The following is a 24,995-nucleotide window of genomic DNA, read 5'->3' on the forward strand; positions in this document are numbered from 1 at the left end:
TCATCCCAAGTAGATAAAATTTCCGCTATCTTTTTTGCTCGTCTAATGGCGGAAGTAAAATTTTCAAAGAAAAAAAAGCATTATCTGTTATATTTATCCTATCGTGCCTAGCACCGTAGTTTGCTACACTTTTGATTTTATTTTGCCATATAATCGTTTTAAAAAAGTATGCTAAGAATTTTGCTAATGTCTCATCTTGCACACTAAAAACCGTATACAATGGATACACTATGCCTTTAGACAACATATTTCTATTTATCGGTCCAGTAGGTGCATTCTGAGATATTCTTGGATTGTAAACAAAATCTCCAATATCAACTACATAATAATCTTGTATATTTTCTTTATTTGCTATATCTTTGTCAAAATATTCATTTTGTGCAATCAATCCATCAATGGCAGAATTTGACAAAACTAACTTAATCAAACTATTTCTATTTTTAAGAATAGATTTTTCAGCTATTTCCCCAAGCTTCATAACCTTCCATCCACTAGGCAAATTTTTGAATTCGCTCATAGCCCAAGCTCCGCAAGATACTCGCTCATCTTGCTTTGAACGCTTTTTAGCTCGGCTTCTAGGCGTGAAATCTCAGCCTTTGTAGCCTCGATATCCACAGCCTCTTCTTCTTCAAAAGTATCGACGTAGCGAGGGATGTTTAGGTTGTAATCATTCTCTTTTATCTCGCTAAGGCTTGCTAGATGGGAGTATTTTTCTATCTCACTTCTATTTTTATAGGTAGTGACTATCTTTTTTATATTTTGCTCGGTTAGCGAGTTTTGGTTTTTGCCTTTTTCAAATTCTTTGCTAGCGTTGATAAATAGCACGTCTTCGTTTACGCGGTTTTTCTTAAAAACGAGTATGCAAGCAGGGATGCTCGTGCCGTAAAATAAATTTTCCGGTAGTCCGATAACAGCATCAAGCAAATTTTCCTCGATCAGCTTTTGGCGTATCTTGCCCTCGCTAGATCCACGAAATAGCACGCCATGCGGAAGCACGACGCCCATTTTACCGTTACTACCTAGGCTTTTTATCATATGCACGACAAATGCGTAGTCGCCCTTGCTCTTTGGCGGCAAAGCGTAGCTAGTAAATCTCATAAAAGGATCGTTTAAGGCAAAATCAGCGCCCCATTTATCTAGGCTAAAAGGGGGATTTGCCACGACTATATCAAATGTTTTGATAAGGTTATCTTGTAGATGGAGCGGGTTTCTGATCGTATCGCCCCACTCGATGACGGCGTCGTTTATCTCGTGCAAGAACATATTCATCTTGCAAAGTGCGTGAGTTTGTCCGTTTTTCTCCTGTCCGTAAAGGCGGAAATTTTTGCTGCCGATCTCTTTTGAAGCCTTGATAAGAAGCGAGCCAGAGCCACAAGTAGGATCATAGATCATATCACCTTCTTTTGGCTCAACCAGCTTTGCAAGAAGCGTCGAAACCTCGCTTGGCGTATAAAACTCTCCGCCTTTTTTGCCAGCGTCACTTGCAAAATGAGCTATAAGATACTCGTATGCGTCGCCGATTATGTCGTTACCCTCAAGCATAGACGGGCGAAGGTCTAGTCTAGCGTCGCTAAAATCCTCTAGTAAATTTTGTAAGATAGCGTTTCTCTCTTTTGTGTCGCCAAGCTTGTTTTTGTTATTAAAGTCGATGCTTCTAAAGATGCCTTCAAGCTTATCTTTGTTGTCTTCTTCGATCTTTTCTAGCGCTTTGTTCATTATCTCGCCTAAATTTGCAGCCTCTTTGTGCGCTAAAAGATACTCAAAGGTGCAACTCTCATCAAGCTTAAATTTCTCTTTCTTTAGCTTTGCTTCGATCCTCTCGCGCTTCTCGCCGTACTCGGCTCTTAGTTGCTCAAGCTTTTCTTTGTAAAAATCAGATAGATACTTAACAAAAAGCATCGTTAAAACATAGTCTTTATAGTCGCTTCCATCCATCGTGCCGCGAAATGTGTCGCAAGCCTTCCAAACTACGTTGTTTATGGTATCTTGTGTGGTCTTTTGCATCTTAGTTCTCCTCTTTTTTTATCAAATTTTCAAATATGCTTTTGTGGTATTTTTGCTTTACAGCTATCAAATTTTGTAAAATTTCGCTCTCTTGGCGGGCTAAATTTAGGTATTTTACTATCTTGTTTTGAGTTTGCAAATTTATGGCTGGTATTTTTATATTATTTAAGCTTGCAACGCCTATCATCGCTATAGCAGTGCCTGAAACATCTGGCGCAAGGGCTCTTTTAACGGCGCTGCTATTTAGATAATGCGCCACAAAATGCGGATCAAATTTATCGCTACTAACCCTTATACGCACCATCAAAGACGTGTAGACGAGGTCGCTATACTCTTTGTCTATATAAACGGCGAAATTCGGCTCTCTAAGTCGCAGCAAGATATCGCCCTGACTTACTTTATACTCCTCGTTTATCTGCTCGCTAGATATAAATTCGTCCACAAAAGCGTCATCGTAATACGCATCTTCTGTAAACGACTTTAGCGATACGATTTTATACGAGTGCTCGGACGGACTATGTGCCTCAGCCTTTTTCCTACTTAACACTAAGCCGGTTTTTATCTCGGCTATTTTGTTTAAATTTATCATTTTAGAGCCTTTTTATGTATTATTTTCCAAATAATACTAGGCGAAGTATATCAGGTAAGATGGAAAATGTCAATAGATTTTTATACTATTTCATAAATAATACAAAAAAATTACTACTTTTTGCAAAATAAATATCCAAAGAGATCACATAGTGTTTTTTTAAAATCCTAATTTTAGTAATTCTCATATGCTCTTAAAAAGTTTGGAGAAAGCATTTTAAATCTACTTTTATTTTTTAATCCTCAAAACTTCTCTACCATAGCCAAATACTTTACAAGCTTAACTTTAATCTTTGATATATTACTTTTTATAAGATAAATTCACTATCTGATACCACCTCGTTAACTTAAATAGACACTTTTTAATCGCTAGTGGAATTTGAAGTCGTCGCAACACCAATTGCATTCTTATTTAAATTGAAGTGAATTAAATAAGTTAGTTCAATGTCCAATTCGTAAATTTATATGGCATCGCTATTCTTGGATACTATCTGCACTATTATTTTCCAAATTATCTTTTGCAACACTTTCATAGTGAAATTGCGTAAGTTCAGATGTTAAGAAATTATCCATTAATAAACTTATAAAACAGTCTTTTGATGCTTTTGTATCTAAAATAATTTTAGTGCCCTCAGTATTAAATTTTATTTTTCCAGCTATCGATGTATACGTTCTGCAGAAATTTATGATGTTTTGATTTGGGATATTAGCTTTGATTACTGGAGAGTTTTTAGCTATTTTTATAAATTTTCTAGCATACCTTAAATTTTCAATCAACTCTATTAAAACCTCTATATTATCAACAATTGACATTGCTTTGATGGCATTAAGGCCAATAGTGGCTTCTTTTTTTATAATTTTATCAAAACCGAAATTTTTTTCTATCACATTTACATCCATTACAATTAAATTATTTGATATTTTTATAAGTTGAAATTGCGAAGTTATTCTGAGTAAATCTTCATCTATTTTCCTTAGCCGAGTTGGGTGTTCTCCAAATTCTTTTCCTAAAAAAACATATTTTGGAGAACTTTTAAATACATTTATAGGAGTCATGGTCTTGTATAAAATAGTCTGTTTTTCATTGTTACCTATCTCAACTAGTAAAGCCTTAATTGATGACATTCGCAACTCCTCAATATTCATAAGTTCGACATCATCACTATTTAAAATTGTATCAATATGCAATAAATCTTCAGGAATCTCATCTATGTCATACAAATAAATTGCATTTGTTCTCTCATCGCAAGTGGATAAATTTAATAAAAACAACTCATCTTGTTTCATAATTAAATTTTCTATACTATTCAAAAACATATTTTTTAAAGACCCAGAAGCTTCATCTTCTATATTGATTTTGAATAGATTGTTATTGTTTGTAGTGTTTAAAAGAGCATATATAGATATCCCAATACCTTTTTGATTATCATAAAAATATTGAAGCTCTTCTCTTAGGTCTTGAATGTTCATAAACTATTTCCTTTTACATAGTAAATTCTATTATCTAGTTTTATATATGAAACTTTCTGTCCAGGAGTTAGTTTTTCCCTACTAATCAAAATAATACCGATTCTATCTCCATTTTTAAAATTTCCATCTGCTTTATAAATTTGAAAACCAAGAAGTGCAAGAGATGGATTTGCATAGAAAAGATCCGTTTTTATATAAATAGCACCAATTGCTATAAGCAATAAAAATAAGATAACTATTTGCCTTGTTTTATTAAAATCGAAGCTTATCAAAGGCACAACATATGTTGTCAAAAAAGTTAAATGTTCATAGTTTATGCTTTCTATTTTTCTGATCTCAAAAGGAATTTGTGTTGCTCCCTTTAAACTATCTTGAAAATTTTTATATGAACAATAACTATAAATCAACATACAAAAGCAAATAATGCTTAAAAAATTTATCTTTATAAAAACAAACCAACTATCTAAGTTTTTAAAATCAAAATTGTCGCATGGAATACTAGCCGTTGCCACTATCATAAAAACAAATAGCAGCGATAAAGATATAATGTATAAATTGATTTTTTTAATATTATTTACCATTTTATTCTTACCTGATTACCAATTAATTTTGGCAAAGTCCATATCGTAAAATTTTAGAGTTTAAATTTGCTCTTAATTGCTTTGGATTTTATCAAATATTAGTTAAATTTCATCATCAATTTTATATGTTTCTTAGTATCTCATTGTTAGTAATACTTATTGAAAGCACATTTACAACTACTATATAGCGCTGGTTGACATTTGATGTAAAAATTTTAATTTTTACTTATCTTTTGTTGAAAATTTTTGATTTTTAAAGCATAAAATCTATTTATATTATCTTTTGATGGCATTTTTTTGATAAACCAATCCATTTTAAAAACCTGCAATTTATCTCAGCAGTTTTTCTCCTGCTCATCTTTTGGATTGTCGACTAAATGTTTTTTTTAAAACAAACCCTAATAGTTAGGTGAGTGTTTTATCTGATAAGTCAGACAAAACATCTCGTTAGGAATAATCCCTAAAATCCTATATTTATTATTAAGTCAACAACAATATCTCTTAGTAATAAAATTTTTTATAATGCTTTTTAAAAATTTTTTATATTTATAGCAATTGCAAATTTGCATATCTAAGTTATTTTGTATCAAATAGGACATTTTTATTTTCGTTTTTTTACTATGAATTCTAAATAAAAAAGATAGGTATTGCGTGATATCGTATAAACTTTTTGCCAAACAAGGTAATTTTGCCGTAAATCCATCAAATACAGCCATGCTGCTTGGAAACGGCGTATTGATGGCATTTAAGCTAAAATATAGAATATTACTTGAAAAATATACAAGATACATTAAAAAGGGGTATAAATTAGCAAAAGTGACAACGAAGATACTTTTAATAACAGCAAGATAGAACTTTTTGATCCGATAACCAAAACAGTAAAAGAGGTTATTTCTGGTAAATTTTTAGAAAAAAATTTAGTTGCGGTAAAAAATCCAGAGAACGAAAATTTGTTTGGTGTTAGTGATTTAGAAGGAAATATAAAAGTACCATCAAAATATTTAGATGTTAGTATGATTTGCGACACAATTGTAAAACTTCGTAACGAAAAATGTCAAAATGAAGACTTTGATCTAGCTAATAATAAACCCATTTTTACTGACTACTTTTATATCAACAAAATAATGGTGCAAACTGATATAGAACAAGATATTTATAATGGAGAGATATTTTATTATGAAAAAATAACAAAATAGGCTTGATAGACCACCAAGAAAATATCAAATTAGAGGCGAACTATTTTTCTTTTAACTATCTGGCTTTTGGACTTTTTGCTTTTAGCCGATCCGAAAAAAGTCCATATGATTTTTACCAGCCTAAATTTGGACTTTGTGATACAGAAGGTAATGTGCTTTTAGAAGAAGAATATGACGAAATTTCTATATCTTTTTATGATGGTGATATCGCCACGATAAAAGCTGCTAGTACAGAGCTGATAAACGGTGAAGAATTTGATAAAAAAGCATTTGTACTAAAAGATCATACCGTGATACACAAGGATGATATTGATGAAATTTGGATGGTTGATAGAGATAAATTTATCATTCAAAAAGAAGGCAAATATACACTAAAAAGCGGCTGGAGCGATGATACTGAAATTTTTATCGAAGCAAGCGATAATCTCTATGTTTGCAATGGGATTTTTAGCCACTCCTTGGCCAATGGTAAATATAGGCTTTATAGAAACGATTTTATCACAACAATCGAATGTGATGAATATAAATTTATCTATGATGAAAAGATTGTAATAAAAAAGAATAACTATCTTGGTTTGGTGGATAAAAACTTTAATATTATTAAAAATAATTTTTACAATGCAAAAGATATTGTTTTTTAAATAATGACGGTTTTTGGTATAATTGAAAAATATTTTTTTGAAAGGACAACACAATGGAATGTTCAGCGGTTTTCTCACAAGATAGGAAATATAGATATATTTTAACAAGAGTTTGGGATAAAAATAAACCAATGCTTGTTTTTGTAGGATTAAATCCATCCATTGCAGATGAAACCAAAGATGATTCCACTATAAAAAAATGTATAAAATTTGCGCAATACTGGGGTTACGGAGGTTTTTATATGCTTAATTTATTTGCAATAGTTTCAACAGATCCATCTGCTATATTCTCTGTAAAAGATCCAATAGGTAAAGAAAACGACAAAATGCTTGCAGATTATTCAAGCAAAGTAGATAAAGTAGTATGCGCTTGGGGAAATAATGGATCGTATCAAGGCAGGAGCAAAGAGGTACTAGATGCCCTAAAAAATAAATTTTACATAAAACTAAATGCCAGCGGAGAACCTGCTCATCCATTATTTTTAAAAGTTGACTTAAAACCTCAAAAATTTTAAACCACTCTGTATGGGTTAGGAGATAAAGCTTCTCCTAAAACCCTATCTTCGCACTCTTTTCTTCATTTTTTAGTGCGACTTCAAGCTCAAGCCTTCGGTAAAAGTCGTCGCCATTTTTTATAGGCCTAAATTTAGCTTGTCTTCTCACGCTGGCAAAGTCTCCAGGCGCTAGCAAGCCTAGGTTTGAGACCTTTTTGCTTGCGTTTTCGTCAAATTTGACTTTTAACAGCGCGCACTCTTTTTTAAATAAATTTTGCGCTTGCTCTGGCAGCAAGTATCCAAACTCAAGCTTTAGATCAAATCTTCTAAGACAGGCTTTATCAAGATTATCTATCAAATTTGTCGTGGCGATAAATATGCCATCAAAGCTCTCCATCTGCACTAGCATCTCATTTACTTGAGTTACCTCCCAGCTTCTTGCAGCCATGCTTCTATCTTGCAAAAAACTATCAACTTCGTCAAAGACTAGCACAGCATGTTGATCTTTGGCTTCTTTGAAGGCTAGTGCTATATTTTTCTCAGTTTCTCCCAGATACATAGATAAAAGATCGCTTCCTTTTTTGATGATGATAGGCTTTTTTAGGCTTTTAGCGATAAATTTAGCGTAAGCGCTTTTGCCAGTTCCAGGCACACCGTAAAGGCATATCCTTGCGTTTTTGCTTTCTTTTATGCCTTGAATTAGCTCGGTTAGGTCGCAGTCTGAGTTTACAAAATTTGGATCATAGCTACTTGGCAGATCAACGCTTGGCTTCTCGTCTTTTTCTATCTCATCGTATCCTTGTGCTTTTAAAGTGTTGCTTATCACTCGCTCAAAGGCTTTGTTTTTATCTTTTGTGTTTAAATTTGAAACGACTAAGCTAGCGTTACTAACGACTGCTGGGGCTACAAATTGATTTTTAGCTAGCTTTTTTACGAGTTTACTATCTATCAAATTTTCACTATATTTTTTTATGATCTTTGCTCTTACATCTTCAGTTGGTATGCCTATCTCTATGGCTAGGTTAAACCTTCTAACTACGGCTTCATCCATATCAAGGATATTATTTGTTATCCAGATAGTTGGCACTTCGTTAGTCTCAAGAGATCTATTTATAAAGGCTTTGCCATACTGCCTTTTCTCGTCATTATTTGTGTTAAATATATCTTCTGCTTCGTCATACATGAGCAAATTTGATCCAGTAGACAATACGTTTTGTGCAAGGCAATATGACCTTAGCCTTCGATCCTCAGTCGCATATCCGTATTCGTCATCATAAGCTACTTCATAAAGCTTTAAATTTAGCTCACTGGCTATCACTTTACTAAGCTCAGTTTTACCAGTTCCTGCTGAGCCGTATAGAAGCACATTTACTCCTTTTTGCTTTTTGCGAATAGCATTTTTTAGAAACGAGAGTAAAATTTTCACATCTTCTTTTATATGAGGATAGTTTTTTGTAGTTAAATTTGTCTTGCTACATGGCTTTATCGCACTTTCAAATATCTCGTCCATGCTTTCACATTTAACAAACAAATCACACATAAAGTTATTATTTATGACATCGATTTTATATTTTAGGTTATGCACATTATTTTCTAGTTTTACAATCGAAGTCTTGGCAAAGATTCCATCTTTTCTAAAGGCTTTTTGAACATCGCTGAAACGTAAATTTAGTATCTTTGAGATGGCTTTTGTGGCTTGTATGTTGTTTAGATCTCCTAGTAAACTGCAAGCATTAGATATCACTTCGTAGTTGTACATGATCGCAACAAATCTCAAAATATCTCTCTCGGTACTATTTATACCTAAATTTTCTTGAAGTAAATTTAGATTGTGTTCAAGATCTTTTAGTCCGCATGAAATTTGACTTTTTTCAATAATTTCAAATCTGTTTTTAAGATTTTGAATCTCTTCTTCTTTGGGCTCTTTTGACTCGATACCCAAAAAATCTAAAACATCGTCACATCCGCTTCTTAGTAACTCTTTTTCTCCTCCAAGATTAAAAATAGTACGAAGTGTCCAAAGTGTCGTAAGCTCATATATCTCGCTATCTACGTAAAAAATCTCTTTTTCCACGACAAATTCCTTTTGCTTTTGTTTGAAGCTATTTTACTCGGCATAAAAGACATTTTTATGTCCATAATTATAAAAATTTGAGAAATTTTTGTGAGAAAAAATTTAAAAAGAGCGCCTTAACGCTCTTTAACTCACTCCTGTGTATCGCTGCTATATGGTAGCTCAAGGGCTTTTATATTTGCTACCGCATTTCCAGCGATGCCCTTTATAGAGCCGTACATACTTATGGTGTTATCTAGTACCTTTTCGATTTGTTTCTCTCTTTGCTTCCATATCTTTTGAATCGCGCGCTTTTCGCTATCTAGGTCACTTTGCATGGTTGAAAATGCCTCAACTATCGCTTCTATTTGCATTTTAAACTCATTGCTGGTTAAAAAGTGGTAGAGCAAGCTCATCTTGTCACTTTTGTTCTCTTGCGCGATCAAGACGTGGTGTATCCTTATGAGTTGTTCTCTTAAAACAGCGCTTAAGCCTTTAAATTCCTCAAACGTACAGATCCAAACATCTTCATATAGCCCCATCCTTTGCATATCACTTGGCATAGCATCAGTAACTATGACACCGATATCAGCACCTTTTTCTCTCATGTCAGCCTTAAATTTCTCTATCCAAGACTTTTGAAATTCTTTCGTTCTCTTGCTCTCATAATATATCGTTCCGCAGTTTTGAGACTCTCTTGTATGCACGATCTGCACGCAGTCAGCACCTCTTGCACCTTTTTTGATCTCATCAATAGTATCAAATGGAAATTTCTCCCTCAGCCACTCTTCTATCGCGAGCTCCTGCACCTCACCTTGAAGCTGCATGCTGCCTTGCTCGGCCTTTCTTTGGGCTATTTGAAGTTGCTCTTGAAGCTGTTTTAGCTGTTCCTCTTTTTGTCTAAATTTAAGCTCATTTTGCTCATCTGCAGCCTTTTGTATCTTCTCTTTTTCTTCTTTTAGCTTTTCATTTAATGCCAGCTCGGCCTTTGCAGTTATGGCAGACTCCATCTCCTCTTTTTCCCTTTGAAGCTGCAAAATTTGAGCCTTTGTAATATTTAGCTCTTTTACTTGATTTGACTTCTCTTCAAGCTGTTTTTGCAAGAGCGCCACCGACTCATTTTGCTCGTCAAGTATCTCTTTTCGCAGCTCCTCTTGAAGTCTTGCTCTTTCCATTTTTAGCTGTATTTGCGTAGCTTTTTTGATTTCTTCCTCAAATTTCTCTTTTTGATCTTGCAGTTGCTGCTCTTTTGCTCTTAAACTCTCAAAATAAGCCTCCTGTTCCTTTCTTTTAGCCTCAAGTTCAGCTTCAAGCTGCTTCTTTTGGGCTAGGTATTCACCTTTATATTTTCCCTCTAGCTGATGATATAAGGCGTCATTTATATCTATTTCACACCCACAGTTTGGGCACTTTATCGTTGTTTGATTTGTCATTTTTCACCTCCATTTTTTATCTTTATCTTATGCTATTTTTTCTTTAAATTTCATAGTATTCATCCCAGCAAAGTGTCATATCAACAGAGCCTATACGAAGTATATCTTTGATCTTATTGATATGTGTGTTATTGTTAAAAGCTGCAAATAGATAGCAAAAATATGCCTTCTTATCAAAATAGACAGAGCTACCAAAATATTCATTGCAGTTTTGCGTCCAGCGGCTCTTTTGCTTGCTCATTTCGCCAGGAACGATAGGCTCATTGATGATGGCTAAGAAATTGTCGTCATTTTCATCATAATCTGGATCATCTTCGCGCAAGCGAAAGACCAAACGAAATTCCATAGCATAATCCTCGATAAATCCACCCTCAAACCTTGCTTTTAGCCTGTTTTCAAGCATTTTTGCATCTCTTATTAGGATATCTTGGTAGCTAGCTAGCGCTTTATTTATCTTCTCTATCTGCTCCCACTGATCTTTGTTGGCATCAGAGATATACTCTTCTCTCTCGCTACACTCTAGCTTTTTTAGGCAAAGGTCTATAGGCGTATAGTCGTAGTATGAGCGAAGCTTGCCCTCCATCCTGTCGATAGTTAAAATTTCATCCCAGCTAAGATCCGTATGGTCATATAGGCAGTGGTAAAACCAGCAGTGCCACTCGCCAGACATCTCATGCGTGGGCCAGTTTCTAAATTCGTTTTGATTTTCCGTATAAAAGTAGTCATCTATGTGATTCATGAACTGCCCATATCGCATAAGAAGTTCATCCTTTGAGTAAAAATAGAGCAATAGCTCACAAAAATGATCACATGCCTCTTTTACATCTTTTACCGACATATTTATCTGCTTTGCACGTGGCACGACACGGCGCTCAAGGTCATAGAGCCTTTCGTTTATGCTATTTAGCTTTCGCCTTTGCTCCTTTGTAAATTGTCCCATTTTTGTCCTTTAAAATTTAATCACCGCCACCTGTTCGGCGATCTCTTTATCTGTAAAATTTCCGTTTGTATCAAGTGAATAATTTTTGCCTAGAAAATAGAGCTTAAAGCCAGTTATGGCACCAAAAATAGGCAGAGTTTTCGTTTTTTGATAGTAGCTTTTAGTGATCTTTGAGATAGCTTTTAGCTGCTCATCTAATGCTTTAAAACAAAGCTCATCTAAAAATGGTGTTAGGCTGATATATCTTAAGTGCTGCGCCATAGCAAGGGCAAATATAGGCTCACTCTTGCGCTTAAAATCCGTATCTATATAGATATATGAGCCTCTAAATTTTACTCGCTCGTTGTAGAGTTTTTGCACCTCGCCAAGCTCTGCGTCTATGTTAAGAGCAAAGTGCTTGCTAAGGGCTAGGATGAGCGTTTCTGAGCTGTGCGCCCAGTCAAAGTGCCCCTTTGTGATAAACTCATCAAGGCTCTTTGCCGCCTCTAAATTTGCAAGTGCTCTTGTGAAATTTTGCTCTCTAACATAGCCAAGTGCTTTTGAGAGCGCCTTTTTGTCGCTGTTTTGTGTGAGAATTTTAAGTTGCTCGTAGATCATTGATTATCCTTTTTTGATTTTTATCGCCGATACATTTTTTGTGATTTGTGAAATTATAGCAACTCAAATGGACAAAAAATGTCTAGAAATTTACTAGTAAAATTTCACAAAAACTATAAAATTTAGGAGCAAATATGCAGCCAACTATCCTACTTTCCACACTTTTGGCAAAACATCACGCCAAAACAGCCAAAAGCTTGTGCCAGATATTTGACAGATACGGGGTCAAATACGAGTTTTTAGAGACTAAAGACATCTGGATGAGGGACTTTATGCCGATTTTGCTTGATGATGGGCGCCTTATCTCTTACGACTACGATCCAGACTACCTAAAAGATGAAAAATATAGTCACCTAAGAACAAATATCCAGCCATTAAAAGAGCATATAAATTTAGCCCTAGACGGCGGAAATTTCGTAAGGTTTGGAGGCAAAGCCATCATGACTGATAAAATTTTTAGAGAAAATCCACTGAAGATAAAAACCGAGATAGCTGAAATTATAAAGCAAAAATGCGCGCTAAATGAGCTCATCATCATACCAAAGCAGCCTTACGATATGCTAGGCCACAGTGACGCCATGGTGAGGTGGATAGATGAAAATAGCGTGTTAGTAAATGACTTTTCAAATGAGAGTAAAAGCTTTAATGATAGGCTTATAAAAGCCCTTAAAAAGAGTGGTTTGGATGTGAAATTTATGAAGTATAAAGATGGATTTTTCACTAAAAAGAGAGACTGGGGCGCTTACTTAAATTTTATTAAAATTAAGGATATTTTAATAGTTCCAATATATGGCATAGATGATGACGATGTTGCGCTGCAGCAGATCAAGAAATTTTATAGTGACTATAAAGTAGAGACGATAAATTTAAGCGAGATAATAGAGCTTGGCGGTGCTCTACACTGCATAACGGCGGAGAAATTTGGGCGGTAGAGTTACCGCCTTAATTATTTCTCTATATCTGGCTCCATGCTTGTATCAAATTTAGTGTTCCAAATTTCTGGGTCTGGCACGTCTTTTATTTCTTCTTCGCTATACCCAATAGCCTTCAGTCTTTCATTCCAAGTCTTTCTAATACCTTCAGCAATAGGCTTAAATTCTTCTGGTGAAAATTCATCGGTTTTTGCATTATTACACCAGTAGCAAGCCATGCAACAATTCTTTTTGCTATACTCCAAATTTGGTAGCATTCTATCTATCTCTAGCGTATATCCGCGGGTATCGCTTCTTTTATTATTTAGCTTGCCTTTTTTGCCAAGCTCCTCGATCTGAGCTAGGCTTATACCGCAATATGAGCAAGTTGTTTTGTCAAGCATCTTATTAAAATCTGTTTCAGAAAACTTTTCTTTAAAATCATTTTCATATTCTTTTTCCAGTGCATCTAAAATTTCTGTAAATTCTTTAGATTTTTGAACAAAATATTGTCTTTGTTCTATAATCATAATGTTTAACTCTTTGCCCTTGTGCTTTATTTTACTTTTATCACTATTTATCTCAAGTTGATAGTATTTACTACTATATAAATTTGCTACTTCATTAGTAACCTTAAAATTTTTAAAATCCTTTTTTATAGTTTCAATATTACTCATAATGTAGTAATCATTGCATCCATTTTCATCCAAGTTGTCCCAAGAAAAAGCCTTGTCAAACAAAAATAGCTGAACTTTTGTTTTAAAACTATCCTCCATTTTAGTTTTATATTTCTTTGTCATCTTCTCTCCTTCATAAAATTTTCACTATTTTACCAAAAGAGAGCGGACACAAAAATGTCTGATCAACTCATTATACTTACCAAAATTTCTTAAAAAGGATAAAAATGCAAGAGAAGATAGACAGGATCAAAAAGATCATCGCGGAGGCCGATGCGGTCATCATCACAGCAGGTGCTGGAATGGGTGTTGATAGTGGGTTGCCTGATTTTAGGGGAGATCTAGGGTTTTGGAGAGCCTATCCACTTTTAAGGGAGAAAAATTTAAGCTTTGAAGATATGGCAAATCCGCAGTGGTTTTTAGATGATCCAAAGCTAGCATGGGCATTTTACGGGCACAGGCTAAATTTATACAAAAAGACAGAACCTCATGAGGGTTTTAGGCTACTTTTAGATCTTGTAAAAAGCAAAAACGACAACTACTTCGTCTATACTTCAAATGTCGATGGTCACTTTCAAAAAGCCGGCTTTAGCGAAGATAAAATTTATGAGTGCCATGGCTCTATCCACTACTCTCAGTGCATCCACAAGCGTGATGGCGCTATATGGCAGACTTGTAGCGATATAAAAGTAGATGAAGAGAAATTTATAGCTTTAGATATGCCAGTTTGCCCAGAGTGTGGCTGTGTGAGCCGCCCAAATATCGTGATGTTTTACGACTGGATGGTAAATACAAGGCGAATAAACGAGCAGTATAGAAGATATGAAGCGTGGCTGGAGCAAAACAAAGATAGCCGCTTTGTGATCATAGAGCTGGGCGCTGGGCTTGCGGTGCCAACAATTAGAAATTTTGGTGAGAAATTCGTTAAACGCTCCAAAAAAGCAACTCTTATCCGCATAAACCCACGAGATAACTACATCTCGCAGTATATCGGCATAAGTCTAAAATGTGGCGCGCTAGATGGTCTTAGGCAGATATTATGCTAAAAAAGACATCCTCTAGTCCTAATTTGGATATAATCCCCAAACTAGGAGAGCAAATGAAACCCATCATAACCAAACAAGAAAACAGCAAATTTGAACGTATAAATTTTATAGCCCTAAAGCTAAGAGAGAGACCGCACACGATAAAAGAGCTAACAGCCATGCTTGGAGTGACCTCAAAGACCATCCAGCGCGACCTTTACGACACGCTAAGAGAGTATGGCGCCGTCAAAAAGGGACACTACTGGAGCCTAAACGACGAGGACGCGAGCGACGGACTAAACGGCGATGATAGAGTGGTGCTAAATATCCTTGATAACGTGGCAAAAAACATGGGATCAAATTTTTACAGCAAGGCTCACGTGCTTCTAGAGCAAATTTCTCAGCAGCTAAACCACCCGATACTGACAAACATAAACAACGAAAAGCTAAGCGAGGAGGATCTTGTAAATTTTCAAGCGCTTGAGGATGCTATAAGAGAAAAAGCGGAGATAACATGCACGTATAATGGCTTTGAGTTTCTTGTAAAGCCTCTAAAACTGGCACTTTTTGAGGGATTTTGGTATCTGCTCTTGCTTGATAGCAAAAAGGGCAATAAATTTAAGAAATTTCACCTAAAGAGCATAAAAGATATAAAGCGTAGTGGGGATAAATTTGAGCTAAGTAGCGAGCTAGATGAGCGTGTAAAGGCGATGAATTCAGCATGGGCAAATTTAGAAGCCCCAAAAACAGCAAGGCTACTGCTAGCGCCAGAAGTAGCAAAATACTTCGAGCGAAAGCCACACGCAAAGCAGCGCATAACTGGCCAAGATAGCGACGGCTCAGTCGAGATAGAGATAGAATTTACGCACATAATGGAGATAAAACCGCTCATATACTACTACCTGCCATTTATCAAAGTGCTTGAGCCAAAGGAGCTGGCTGACGAGGTCAAAAAAGATGTCAGCGAGTATCTAAAAGAGATAAATTTCTAAGCCATGGGCAGCAATGATAAAGAGACACTAGAGCTTATTAGATACTACAAAAAGAGCTGGTTGCTACTGCAAAAATTTGATGATGGCTCACTTGGTCTTTACAAAAGCGATGTGGGCGAAAATTTTACTCTTGGATATGACGAGGTGCTAACAGCAGTGGATGAGCTAAAAAGAGAGCTTATAAAAAGGGGCGAGGCGTCAAATATCTTTGGCGTTCAAAAGGCAGATGAATTTGAAGGGATAATAAAAAATATCTATCAGACATTTGGCGGATGTGATCTTTTAACAAGCCCGCAAGAAAAAGCGGCAAATTTGATCTACTACATCATCAAAGACCACCTCTTTAGCGACGGCAACAAACGCATCGGATCATTTATATTTATCTTGTTTTTATCAAAGTGCAGGCTTCTTTATAAAAGTAGTGGCGAGCTAAGGATAAACGACAACGCCCTTGTTGCACTTGCACTGTTCATTGCTCAAAGCGAGCCAAAGCAAAAAGATATGATGGTAAATTTGATCACAAATTTACTTGTGGATTAAAGGCTGATAGATACAAATGAGTGGCTTAAAACTTTTTCACGCTAGCGATCTGCACTTTGGTTCTGGCTATTTTGACTATATTTTAGCCCTTCAAGACAAATTTGACATTTTTTGTTTTAGCGGTGATTTTCTATGCAAAGAGAGCGCACAAGAAAAAGAGCAAACTACTTTATGGCTAAAAAGCTTTAAAAAGCCGGTATTTGTGTGTTCTGGCAACCACGATATGCCGCCTTCTTGGCTAAAGTCTATAAGTGGCATATACTCTGATGGCGCTATAAAGACTATAAACGGCGTTAAATTTGGCTGCGTGCCTTACTTGTGTGATGATCTGCTTGAATTTGCAGAGTGCGATATCTTGCTGACCCACGTCCCACCAGCAAAGACAAGCACGAGCATCAGTAAAAATGACAAGGATCACGGAGATATGGAGCTTGCAAGGCTTATTAAAAATAATCTTTTAAATGTAAAGATCATCCTTTGTGGGCATATACATGAGCCAAAATCTCGCACGGACGTTTTAAACGGAGTTAAAATTTATAACTCTGCAAGTAGCGGTGCAAAAGAGCCATTTTATCAAGAGATAGAGATATAGTTTTCTATCATTTTAGCCACCTCTTGATGCTCGTATGGCGTCATTTCTATATCTAAAATTTGAAAACATATCTCTTTTATAAATTCGCTCTCACAGCCAAAGTCGTTTTTTAGATTTTGCAGTATAAATTTAGCCTCAGTAACAACATCATACGCATTATTTAATGCCTTAACGGCTTGCCTGTAAAAATCTTTTGACATTTTCGTATTGCTATATTTAGTAAAATTTGCATTATTTACGTAGTCATAGCTTGACTTAGCCTGCGCCAAAAAAGAAAACTCATCATACTCTTGCCAAATTTCTTGCTCGTTCATTTTTGCTCCTATGTTTTTATTATAAATAAAAATTTGGACAAAATTTGTCTATAAAATATCCAAAAAACAGACATTTTTCTGTCTTTAACTCTCGCTAATATCCTCTTAAATTTTTAGGAGGTAAAAAATGGTTTGCACCAAAGAAGAAAAAGAGCTTTTGGTAGCTTTTGATCAAAAGCTACTTGAGATACAGCGCGAGATGACAGCAGAGTATCTGCGCATTAAGGAGCTTTTTAAGACATATCTTGACCATGATAAAGATATGATAGACATTGTCTGCGAGGTTGTTTTTTATATGAAAGACTACGAGGAGGAAATTCTCTCTGTTGAGTTACAGGACTTTTACTTTGAAGATGATGATCTTAGTGGTATAGAGCTATGCTACGACGGGCGACCACATGGCTTTGACTGCTCGATCATACTCACTAAGATGTCTAGCGCCTCAATAACTATAGAAGAAATTTTATCTATTGATGATATATGTTGGCATTTTGAGCCAAGGCTATACTACAAAAAGGAAAAAATAGGTGCCTCGCTCAACGAGAAACTCATTTGGATGCCTATTGTAAGCTCTGATGACTACAACATATATCTGCCAAAGGGTGTTAGAGAGGCAAACACCTTTAAAGACTTTGATAATATGTATATTCGTAACAGTTTTTTGACCTCTTGGTTTGATTTTGAATATAAAATTTTGCCAAAAAGTTATAAAAATTTTATCACCCGTTTTAGACAAATACCCACTCAAAAATTTTATAAACATCTTTTAGCTTATCAAATGTGAGATATGTAAAATATTTAAGCCCAGAAATCAGGGCTTAAATATATTTATACAACTACAAAGTGTATCCTATAGTAACTCTCGTAATTTGCTTATCATTAGCTTTTCACGCTTTTCATAAAAATCATCAAAATTATCTAAAGATAAATCAACATCAGGTATTAAATGATCCTTTAAAAATTTACTCTTGTCTTTATTTCTGCATTCGCTTTCAACCCACTCTTCAAGACTCTTATCATTTTTAGCCATGTTTTCGTTTGCATCTAGTAACTGTAAATTAGGGAGAGCGTCGTACATGGAAAAATCGTAGTATTCTTTTTTATTTTTCTCCATCAATTTTTTATACTCTTTGTACTTACTTTCTGGATGCAAATGGTCCTTGTGAAAGTTATTCTTTGTGTCTAAATTTGGATATAAGATAGATAAGACGGCAAAGGCTTCTGGACTATTTTTTCTATACAGCATCAAATCTTGCAAAAAGTCATCATCGATAGTATTGTTATATTTATAAGACTTTTCAATACCCTCTAACGGAAATTCATCAATGTTGTCGTCAAAAAATACTTTACCGTCAAAATCCTTTTTAAATACTTTTCTCGTTGCGGTTAAAACGCTATCTGCGCTTCCTCCAAACGGCTTAAATAGCGTAGCCCTTAGTAAGTATTTTTTTATAACTTCTCTAGTTTGTTTTTGCCCAGTACCGTGAACTATGGAGCTAGCCAAATTTTTATGATATACATAATAAAGTACCGGTAAAATTGCATTATTTGAACTCATTGTTTGCGCATTAAACCCAAAATTTTCGAGCAAATCAAAAATGCTATGAAAGGCCATTTTTATGTTATCCCATTGCTGTTCGATATTTTCTATAAATCCGTTATTAAAACTACCTATGTCAAATTTTATATTTTCGTGATATAAATACAAAAATGCTTTTAGTACTAAATCTTTCGAGATATTAAAGCCTTTAGAGTCATTTATAAAATCGACAAGTTCATTGATCTCTTTTCTTGCATCTTTTTGTTTCCAGTTTGCAATAGCATAGCTAAATAAGATATCAGAATAGCTAAGGTGTGTCCCGCCCGAGTTAATACGAATAAATATATTCACTGCTTTTTCTGGATTTTGGTCGTCTTCTTGGTAGAAGCTGATAATATCTTCTGAGAATATTCTTTTTTCGAAAAGCGCCAAATTTTTAGTTTCTTTATTAGACAGTTCAAATTTTCCTTGTATTTCCACAGCCTTCACTTCATCATCACTATGAGGATATATATCCTTACATCTAAACCATTTTTGTCCAAATTTATCCGTATAAATCTTTTTACTACCGGTTTCAGCTTTTTCCAACCATAAAAATTCGTATTCTACGTTATCATTTTTAGGCTCTTGACTTGCGGTTAGGTTAAAATAAAGCTCACAAATTTTAAATTTATCGTCCGTATTTTCCCATTTTTTATACGGTCTATGAGTATGGTATTCGCCGCAAAGCGCTAAATATAGAGAAGTTAATCTTTGTTGCCCGTCTAGTATGGCCGAAAATTCGCCAATACTCTTGGTGGGCTTGTATTCGTTATGGGTATGATACCATTCTCGAAAGTATCTCAAAAAACTGTAAAACTTCCATTGCTCTGCACTTTCGCTTCTAACTTTCCAAAAAAGCATAGAGCTAATAGGGTAGCCTCGCATAATAGAATCAAATAGTCTCTCTACTTGCTCTCCAGACCAAACATACTCCCTTTGAAATGCGGGAATAAGATATTTGTCCGCCCCTATTTCTCGTATTGCCTCTGCTATTTTTATTTGCTGAAACCCAGCCATATTCTACCCCTTGTAAAATTTTATATTATCATTATAACTAAATTTATATTTTTATAAGAATTAATATCCAAATAATGCCAGCACCTGCTGTGATAACTATGGCGTCTGCGTTTTTAATGATCTCTTTTGCTTGAAGTATTGTGTCGTGCATGACTTATACCTCGATTAATTTAGCGATTTCATCAGCTAATGGCTCTAGCTCATCTTTCATTTTTATTAGTTCATCCACTAGTTCGGCTTCGCTATATTTATAAAAAATTATCTCTCTCAAAAACTGATCTTTTTTTAGCCACTTCCATCTAGCAAATCTTGTACCTATATTCCATTCTCTAGAAATTTTAACTTGTATGCTATCAACGTATGCCTTATTTATTCTATCTGTATCATAAGCGAGTCCGATATATGGATATAAAAAATTTTTACTATCAAACTCTAAAACAAATGCCAATAAATAGCCATTATCCCAACTTCTTTTAAAAATATATATAGGTGTAAAATATCTACTAGCATCAGCTTCTTCTATTTCTACGCACCATTCTTGTGATAATCTTTTTCGAGTTCAATTTTTACATTTGACATAAATTCATTAAGTCTATTTGCATTGGCCATATCAAAGTATTTACTTCTTATTTCATCGACTAAGTCATAGTTTTTAAGTATTATTTCGATTATTTTTCTTTCATCCATCTGCACTCCTTTATATTTTCCATAAATTTTTTCAATTACGTTTTTGTATTGCGATATCACGGCGGCTAAATTTGCCAAATTTCCAGCCTCATCAAGACATAAGCCAAGCCACGCCATTATCTCTTTGTCGTATGAAATCGCCTTAAAGTTAGCCACTTCATCAACGTTTTTTTCTAAAAATTTGCCGTCTTCGATTTTTAGCCCACTCAAACTATAGCCGCTAGGCTCTCGCCCCTGTGGCGATAAAAATAGTACGTAAATTTCAGCTTCGCTGTCGTTTTCTTTTTGGATGGTTTCTATATACCTTTTTATTTGGGCTTCTTGATCGCCGGCATTTATTTTATTTTCTAAAATAATATGCTTCGCGCCGTCAGTTATATAGATATCTATGTTTTTGTATTCTTTATAGGCTTTTGCGCTTTGCGGGTCTAGTCCAAAATTTTCTAGCCCGCATGCTTTTATAAAAAGCTCTAAGAATAACTCTTTTTGATAATGTGACGAATTTGGATCAAGTAGTGAATAGATAAAGCGTGAGTGTAATCGCACCTCATCATTTATATCAAGAAGTACTAAAAATAAGTTATAGTCGTTATTGCCGCGTAGTTTTTTGATCTCTAGCTTGTCATTTAGGATTTTGATTTGCTTTAGCATAGATTCAAATTTTTCTATATCCATACTTTTCTCCTTTAATTTTTAAAGCATTATAGCCGGCAAAGCAGACACTTTTTGTCTATTTTGCTACTTCACGCAGTTTTTCTAAAACCTTAACCATAGCTAAAGTATCTAGCTTGCAGTATGCCAAAAGTGCCTTTTTATAGGCCTCACGCTCCTTGGCTGGCATATATGCCATAGCCTCATAGGCCTGCATTGCTTCGCCGCCGTGATGGATCAAATTTAGATCCTTGTATGCCGACTCAAATTCAGGCACGAGCGCTGGTAGGACGTATTTTATAGAGTAGCTGCCCTGCATCTTTGGGTGGTAGTAGCTTTTGCTAGCAAATGGCGCCATCAGGTCTTTTATGTTGTTGTGGATAGCCATAAGCTCATTTGAAATTTGCGGATAAATTTCAGCAAGACGTCTTATCACCCTTTTTTCAAAGCTCATATTATAGGCTAGCACGCAGGCATCTTGCGGGATAAATTTGATCAAATTTAGCGCTAGCTCATATCTAGGATCGGCCCCGACCTCAGCCAAGAACTCAAAATGCTCCAAATTTCCCTTGCCATCATCTTTATGGATAGAAAACTGAAAAGGTATCTGCTCGTATGGACTAAGCCCCACAAACTCAGGTACGGCCTGCTGAAAGGTCTCAAAGTCAAGGTGATAGAGTGGATAGCTAAGAGTGTCTAGAAATTCTTTGATAGCCTCTTTGTCTATGATCTGCTCTTTGGATAGTTCGGAGCGGATTTGGATCTGCTGAGAGGCGTTAAATTTATCTAGCTCTTTGATATCTTCAAATTTAAGCACACCACTTTTATAAAGCTCAAATTTCTTATCGCTTCTTAGGCGAGATATGTCAAAAATACTATACTCTGGTATGCCTCGCTGCTTGCGCCAGCAGTACTCCCAAGCGTCGCAATTATAAGGGTCTGAGCAATGTGGGCCGATATCAATCTCTGGCTCAGTGTCTTTGCTAAGAATTTCGTCAAATTTACTTAAAATTTGAGGGATATCTGCTTGTTTTTGCTTTACTTGCTCGGTCACGTCTTCGGCGTGAAAAAACTTATCAAGCTCGAGTTTCTCGCCTCTTACGTAGCTATTATCTATGTGGATGATATTTACGGCACTCACCTTGTAGCCAAGCGAGCTAATGACGTAGTACTGGATACTTGCATCATCGATATAGACGTCTTTTACTGATGTTGAGCTCTTTACTTCGTTGATGATGAGGCCGTCCTCGCAAATACGGAGGATATCGACCATCACAAGAATGCCATCAAGGCAAAAAGTAGCCTCATATATGACCTTTGTGCCACGCCCCATAAGCTCTTTTGTCTTTGCCATCTGCGAGACAAAGTCGCCAGTGTATTCTATCCTCTCGCCACCGCTAAATAGCTCACAGGCTAGCTCGCCTACCGATGTGCCAGTATCAAACACAGCCTGCGCGCTATCATCTGGAGCTTGCAAAACCTCAGGCCTTTTCTTTTTAAGCCACAAGCTCTTTTCACACTGAAGACCACGGATGTAGAGGGATTTAGATAGCGCCATTACCTATGCCTTTAAAATTTGTTTTATTTCTATATATCGTCAAAAAGATCTTTGTTTTAACGTCCTTTTGTGGGATCATACCAACAAAATAGGAATAAATTTTGTCCGTTTTTTACTTTAGAATTCATCCCAAAAAGGAGTGGCGATGAAGAAGATCAAACAGATAAAAGAGCTATTTGAAGCCGGCAAAGAGAAGCAAGCAAAGGATATGTTAGGTCATTTGCTAAATGATGCACCAAATCAATGTTTCGTCTGTGCAAGATGGATATACCGCACGATGTGCGGCGGGCCTGAAAACGGCATAGCCGGTGCAGCAGCTATATTTAAGCTCATGCAAAAGAGCAAAAGTGCCGAGATATTTGGGCAAGTACATGAACTAGAAGACGATCTTTTTTCACATATAGGCTTTCACAAATGGGCTCGTGAAGCTTTCAAAAAACTAATAAAAGCCACCACAACAAAAGAAGAATTTTTCGTTGTGGCTGATGAGGCAGAAAGATATATCAAAAGCGAGATAAAACCGCTCTCATACTACAAAGAGATCGCGGACCAAATTTCAAAAAGCGAAGCAGTGAAGATAATCCCACTTAAAAGCAAGTGTTACTTCATAAAACTCGAGCACAAGCTATTTAACTACGCCATGAGAATTTCTAAAAAAAGCTGGCAAACTTACGTCATCTGCAAAAACGCGAAGATAAAATTTGAGTGGTTTTTAAGACCTGATGTCGAATTTGACACCTATAATAACTGCAGTGTAGAAGAAAATATATGTTTAGATAAGATATCAGACGAATTTGGCCTTTGGGATAATGATATCTACTTCGAAAAAGACACGCTAATATGCATAAAAATAGCAGAAATTTTCTATGAAAATAAAGTTATTGACAAAGCAAGGATAATGCTACTTCAAGCTTTAGGAGTGGCTTATTACAAAGGTGTGTTTATAAAAAATGTCATAGCAACTTTAAAAAGTGCAGCACAAAAATTTAGCAGTGATAGAAAATTTATAAGAGGGATCTTAAAACGCGCGATAAGCTTTAGATATGAGCATTTTGAGCGAAAGAAGCTAAGGCTAGCGTTAAAAGAGCTTGGGTGCTTTGATTACTGGGCTGAAGATATAGACTATGAAAAAGAGTATAGTGATTTTGATCCGCTTGATTATTGTTAGGGTAGAGAGCTTATAAAAGGTGAAATTTATAAATAGGCAGATGACCTAACCATTATAATCTTTTGTTTGGCATTCGAATCAATATCAGCTTCTTCAAAACTCAAACAACCGATACAAAATTTTTGTTTTTTGGTCATATTGGATACTATCTGCCTAGTAATCACTTCGCTACCTTTTAAAACAAACGCTGTATTGTCTTTCACCCGATGATTTAAAAGATAGTTGATGCCAGCAATACTACCGCCGTTTTTAGTTTTAAAGAATTTTACTAACATGCTTAACTTCTTGGATTTTGCTTTTGCAGCATTAAGTTGTCTAATTCTTTATTAACGTCAATTATAGGACAACTTAGAGCGAATTATGGTAAAAATATTTTATGTTTTATCTACAACTCTTTAAAACAAAAAAATAATATACAAAAAACACATTAGAGTAAAATAGAAAATTTTAAAATATTAAATAAAACTGAGGGAAAATAAAGGGGGAAAATATAAAAAACAAGAAATCTTAAGGTTTTTGAAATATCGTTAAAATTGGGATTTGAAAAGAATATATAAAAAGAAATGGCTCCGGATGCTGGGTTCGAACCAGCGACCAAGTGATTAACAGTCACCTACTCTACCGCTGAGCTAATCCGGAATACTTAAAAGAAGTCGTATTATAGTTAGCAATCATTTAAAAATAGCTTAAATAACTAAAAATTTTAGCCATTTTCTAATAAATTATATATTTCAAACCACTCAAGCAAATTGCCTGAGTGGTTTAGAGTTTTACCAAAACAAGATCGTTTTGTTTTGGTAGTTTTGTTCAAATCTGAGTTTATTTAAAACTCTAAATCAGAAGTATTTTAAAATTTATTCTTCCTAACATCTTCAACTATAGCTTTAGCCATCTCATCTACTTCTGATGTTACTTCATTTGCTTGGTTTGCAATTACAACATTCTCTTTTGTTAGGTGATCTATTTGAGCAACTGATTGATTTATCATATTGATTCCTTCACTTTGCTCTTTAATTGATTCACTCATCTCATTTATTGATTGAGCTAATACATTTGTATTTGCCTCTATCTCTCCTAGAGATTTTTGAGTTCTCTCAGCTAGCTTTCTAACTTCATCAGCAACAACTGCAAATCCTCTACCATGCTCTCCTGCTCTGGCTGCTTCTATTGCAGCATTAAGAGCTAGAAGGTTTGTTTGATCTGCTATATCTCTAATGATAGTTATGATGTTTTTAATTTCATCACTTTGTCTTATGACATCAGCTGTCTTTTGAGAGATAGCAT

At 35.2% G+C, this 24,995-nt stretch carries 28 protein-coding genes and 1 tRNA gene; 11 read left to right on the top strand and 18 right to left on the bottom strand.

The window, feature by feature from the left end; all coding sequences use genetic code 11:
- Positions 1-25: 25 nt before the first annotated feature.
- The 5 genes from CYP26_RS03615 to kwaA all read right to left on the bottom strand — a co-directional run bounded on the left by CYP26_RS03615 (position 26) and on the right by kwaA (position 4,643).
- The gene (locus CYP26_RS03615) at positions 26-517 is read right to left on the bottom strand and encodes a restriction endonuclease subunit S (RefSeq protein ID WP_103630390.1); all 492 of its coding nucleotides are present in this window, start codon (positions 515-517) and stop codon (positions 26-28) included.
- Positions 514-2,004 (bottom strand): type I restriction-modification system subunit M, encoded by a 1,491-nt coding sequence (locus tag CYP26_RS03620; RefSeq protein WP_103630391.1) that lies wholly within the window; start codon positions 2,002-2,004, stop codon positions 514-516. The genes CYP26_RS03615 and CYP26_RS03620 overlap by 4 nt, the downstream gene beginning before the upstream one ends.
- 1 nt (position 2,005) lies before the next feature.
- On the bottom strand, positions 2,006-2,593 hold the full coding sequence (locus CYP26_RS03625) for a restriction endonuclease subunit S (protein ID WP_103630392.1): 588 nt from the start codon (positions 2,591-2,593) through the stop codon (positions 2,006-2,008).
- A gap of 473 nt (positions 2,594-3,066) precedes the next feature.
- Positions 3,067-4,062 carry an anti-phage protein KwaB gene (gene kwaB, locus CYP26_RS03630; protein ID WP_103630393.1) on the bottom strand — a complete coding sequence of 332 codons (996 nt, stop codon included), beginning with the start codon at positions 4,060-4,062 and terminating at the stop codon, positions 3,067-3,069.
- A complete protein-coding gene (gene kwaA / locus CYP26_RS03635; protein ID WP_103630394.1) occupies positions 4,059-4,643 on the bottom strand; it encodes an anti-phage protein KwaA in 585 nt (194 codons plus the stop codon). Before kwaA ends, kwaB begins: the two co-directional genes overlap by 4 nt.
- Before the next feature lie 651 nt (positions 4,644-5,294).
- Here kwaA and CYP26_RS03640 point away from each other — a divergent pair.
- From CYP26_RS03640 to CYP26_RS03655, 4 genes are all read left to right on the top strand, one after another.
- A complete protein-coding gene (locus CYP26_RS03640; RefSeq protein ID WP_103630395.1) occupies positions 5,295-5,495 on the top strand; it encodes a hypothetical protein in 201 nt (66 codons plus the stop codon).
- Positions 5,496-5,593: 98 nt separating this feature from the next.
- On the top strand, positions 5,594-5,839 hold the full coding sequence (locus tag CYP26_RS03645) for a hypothetical protein (RefSeq protein WP_103630396.1): 246 nt from the start codon (positions 5,594-5,596) through the stop codon (positions 5,837-5,839).
- A gap of 2 nt (positions 5,840-5,841) precedes the next feature.
- Entirely contained in the window at positions 5,842-6,480 is a 639-nt protein-coding gene (locus CYP26_RS03650; protein WP_103630397.1) for a hypothetical protein, read from the top strand.
- A 53-nt stretch (positions 6,481-6,533) separates the two neighbouring features.
- A complete protein-coding gene (locus tag CYP26_RS03655; protein WP_103630398.1) occupies positions 6,534-6,995 on the top strand; it encodes a DUF1643 domain-containing protein in 462 nt (153 codons plus the stop codon).
- A gap of 34 nt (positions 6,996-7,029) precedes the next feature.
- Here the strand turns inward: CYP26_RS03655 and CYP26_RS03660 are convergent, their stop codons facing one another.
- From CYP26_RS03660 to CYP26_RS03675, 4 genes are all read right to left on the bottom strand, one after another.
- Entirely contained in the window at positions 7,030-9,048 is a 2,019-nt protein-coding gene (locus CYP26_RS03660) for an AAA family ATPase (RefSeq protein WP_103630399.1), read from the bottom strand.
- 131 nt (positions 9,049-9,179) lie between these two features.
- The gene (locus CYP26_RS03665; protein WP_103630400.1) at positions 9,180-10,460 is read right to left on the bottom strand and encodes a DUF2130 domain-containing protein; all 1,281 of its coding nucleotides are present in this window, start codon (positions 10,458-10,460) and stop codon (positions 9,180-9,182) included.
- A gap of 43 nt (positions 10,461-10,503) precedes the next feature.
- The gene (locus tag CYP26_RS03670) at positions 10,504-11,400 is read right to left on the bottom strand and encodes a hypothetical protein (RefSeq protein WP_103630401.1); all 897 of its coding nucleotides are present in this window, start codon (positions 11,398-11,400) and stop codon (positions 10,504-10,506) included.
- 9 nt (positions 11,401-11,409) lie between these two features.
- Complete coding sequence (locus CYP26_RS03675; RefSeq protein ID WP_103630402.1) at positions 11,410-11,997, bottom strand: hypothetical protein; 588 nt, start codon at positions 11,995-11,997, stop codon at positions 11,410-11,412.
- Between the two features lie 134 nt (positions 11,998-12,131).
- On the opposite strand from CYP26_RS03675, the gene CYP26_RS03680 reads away from it, so the two are divergent.
- On the top strand, positions 12,132-12,929 hold the full coding sequence (locus tag CYP26_RS03680; protein ID WP_103630403.1) for an agmatine deiminase family protein: 798 nt from the start codon (positions 12,132-12,134) through the stop codon (positions 12,927-12,929).
- A 14-nt stretch (positions 12,930-12,943) separates the two neighbouring features.
- Here CYP26_RS03680 and CYP26_RS03685 read toward each other — a convergent pair whose 3' ends face one another.
- Positions 12,944-13,708, bottom strand: a complete 765-nt coding sequence (locus CYP26_RS03685) for a hypothetical protein (RefSeq protein WP_103630404.1) — start codon at positions 13,706-13,708, stop codon at positions 12,944-12,946.
- A 104-nt stretch (positions 13,709-13,812) separates the two neighbouring features.
- Here CYP26_RS03685 and CYP26_RS03690 point away from each other — a divergent pair, with 104 nt between their 5' ends.
- The 4 genes from CYP26_RS03690 to CYP26_RS03705 are packed head-to-tail and all read left to right on the top strand — an operon-like array spanning position 13,813 to position 16,734.
- Positions 13,813-14,631, top strand: coding sequence for an SIR2 family NAD-dependent protein deacylase (locus tag CYP26_RS03690; protein WP_103630405.1), 819 nt, complete (start codon positions 13,813-13,815; stop codon positions 14,629-14,631).
- Between the two features lie 53 nt (positions 14,632-14,684).
- Positions 14,685-15,602 carry a helix-turn-helix transcriptional regulator gene (locus tag CYP26_RS03695; protein ID WP_103630406.1) on the top strand — a complete coding sequence of 306 codons (918 nt, stop codon included), beginning with the start codon at positions 14,685-14,687 and terminating at the stop codon, positions 15,600-15,602.
- A gap of 3 nt (positions 15,603-15,605) precedes the next feature.
- Positions 15,606-16,142, top strand: coding sequence for a type II toxin-antitoxin system death-on-curing family toxin (locus CYP26_RS03700; protein WP_103630407.1), 537 nt, complete (start codon positions 15,606-15,608; stop codon positions 16,140-16,142).
- A gap of 16 nt (positions 16,143-16,158) precedes the next feature.
- Positions 16,159-16,734 carry a metallophosphoesterase family protein gene (locus CYP26_RS03705; RefSeq protein ID WP_103630408.1) on the top strand — a complete coding sequence of 192 codons (576 nt, stop codon included), beginning with the start codon at positions 16,159-16,161 and terminating at the stop codon, positions 16,732-16,734.
- Here the strand turns inward: CYP26_RS03705 and CYP26_RS03710 are convergent.
- Complete coding sequence (locus CYP26_RS03710; RefSeq protein WP_103630409.1) at positions 16,716-17,048, bottom strand: hypothetical protein; 333 nt, start codon at positions 17,046-17,048, stop codon at positions 16,716-16,718. The genes CYP26_RS03705 and CYP26_RS03710 overlap by 19 nt on opposite strands.
- A gap of 127 nt (positions 17,049-17,175) precedes the next feature.
- On the opposite strand from CYP26_RS03710, the gene CYP26_RS03715 reads away from it, so the two are divergent.
- The gene (locus tag CYP26_RS03715; RefSeq protein WP_103630410.1) at positions 17,176-17,832 is read left to right on the top strand and encodes a hypothetical protein; all 657 of its coding nucleotides are present in this window, start codon (positions 17,176-17,178) and stop codon (positions 17,830-17,832) included.
- Positions 17,833-17,898: 66 nt separating this feature from the next.
- Here the strand turns inward: CYP26_RS03715 and CYP26_RS03720 are convergent, their stop codons facing one another.
- The 4 genes from CYP26_RS03720 to CYP26_RS03735 form a co-directional block, all read right to left on the bottom strand.
- Positions 17,899-19,647, bottom strand: coding sequence for a DUF262 domain-containing protein (locus CYP26_RS03720; protein WP_103630411.1), 1,749 nt, complete (start codon positions 19,645-19,647; stop codon positions 17,899-17,901).
- Between the two features lie 154 nt (positions 19,648-19,801).
- Complete coding sequence (locus CYP26_RS03725; protein ID WP_103630412.1) at positions 19,802-20,095, bottom strand: hypothetical protein; 294 nt, start codon at positions 20,093-20,095, stop codon at positions 19,802-19,804.
- Positions 20,096-20,172: 77 nt separating this feature from the next.
- Complete coding sequence (locus CYP26_RS03730) at positions 20,173-21,009, bottom strand: PD-(D/E)XK nuclease family protein (RefSeq protein WP_103630413.1); 837 nt, start codon at positions 21,007-21,009, stop codon at positions 20,173-20,175.
- A gap of 55 nt (positions 21,010-21,064) precedes the next feature.
- Positions 21,065-22,543: a DUF2779 domain-containing protein gene (locus tag CYP26_RS03735; protein WP_103630414.1), complete on the bottom strand. Its 1,479-nt coding sequence runs from the start codon at positions 22,541-22,543 to the stop codon at positions 21,065-21,067.
- 145 nt (positions 22,544-22,688) lie between these two features.
- On the opposite strand from CYP26_RS03735, the gene CYP26_RS03740 reads away from it, so the two are divergent.
- Positions 22,689-23,711: a hypothetical protein gene (locus CYP26_RS03740; RefSeq protein ID WP_103630415.1), complete on the top strand. Its 1,023-nt coding sequence runs from the start codon at positions 22,689-22,691 to the stop codon at positions 23,709-23,711.
- A 26-nt stretch (positions 23,712-23,737) separates the two neighbouring features.
- Here CYP26_RS03740 and CYP26_RS03745 read toward each other — a convergent pair whose 3' ends face one another.
- The 3 genes from CYP26_RS03745 to CYP26_RS03755 form a co-directional block, all read right to left on the bottom strand.
- Positions 23,738-23,986, bottom strand: coding sequence for a hypothetical protein (locus tag CYP26_RS03745; RefSeq protein ID WP_103630416.1), 249 nt, complete (start codon positions 23,984-23,986; stop codon positions 23,738-23,740).
- Positions 23,987-24,275: 289 nt separating this feature from the next.
- Positions 24,276-24,350: transfer RNA gene (locus CYP26_RS03750), tRNA-Asn, on the bottom strand.
- Between the two features lie 208 nt (positions 24,351-24,558).
- Positions 24,559-24,995: methyl-accepting chemotaxis protein (locus tag CYP26_RS03755; RefSeq protein WP_258031397.1), on the bottom strand; the 437-nt coding region annotated here is incomplete at its 5' end.

It is taken from the genome of Campylobacter concisus, assembly GCF_002913225.1.
Taxonomy (GTDB): domain Bacteria; phylum Campylobacterota; class Campylobacteria; order Campylobacterales; family Campylobacteraceae; genus Campylobacter_A; species Campylobacter_A concisus_J.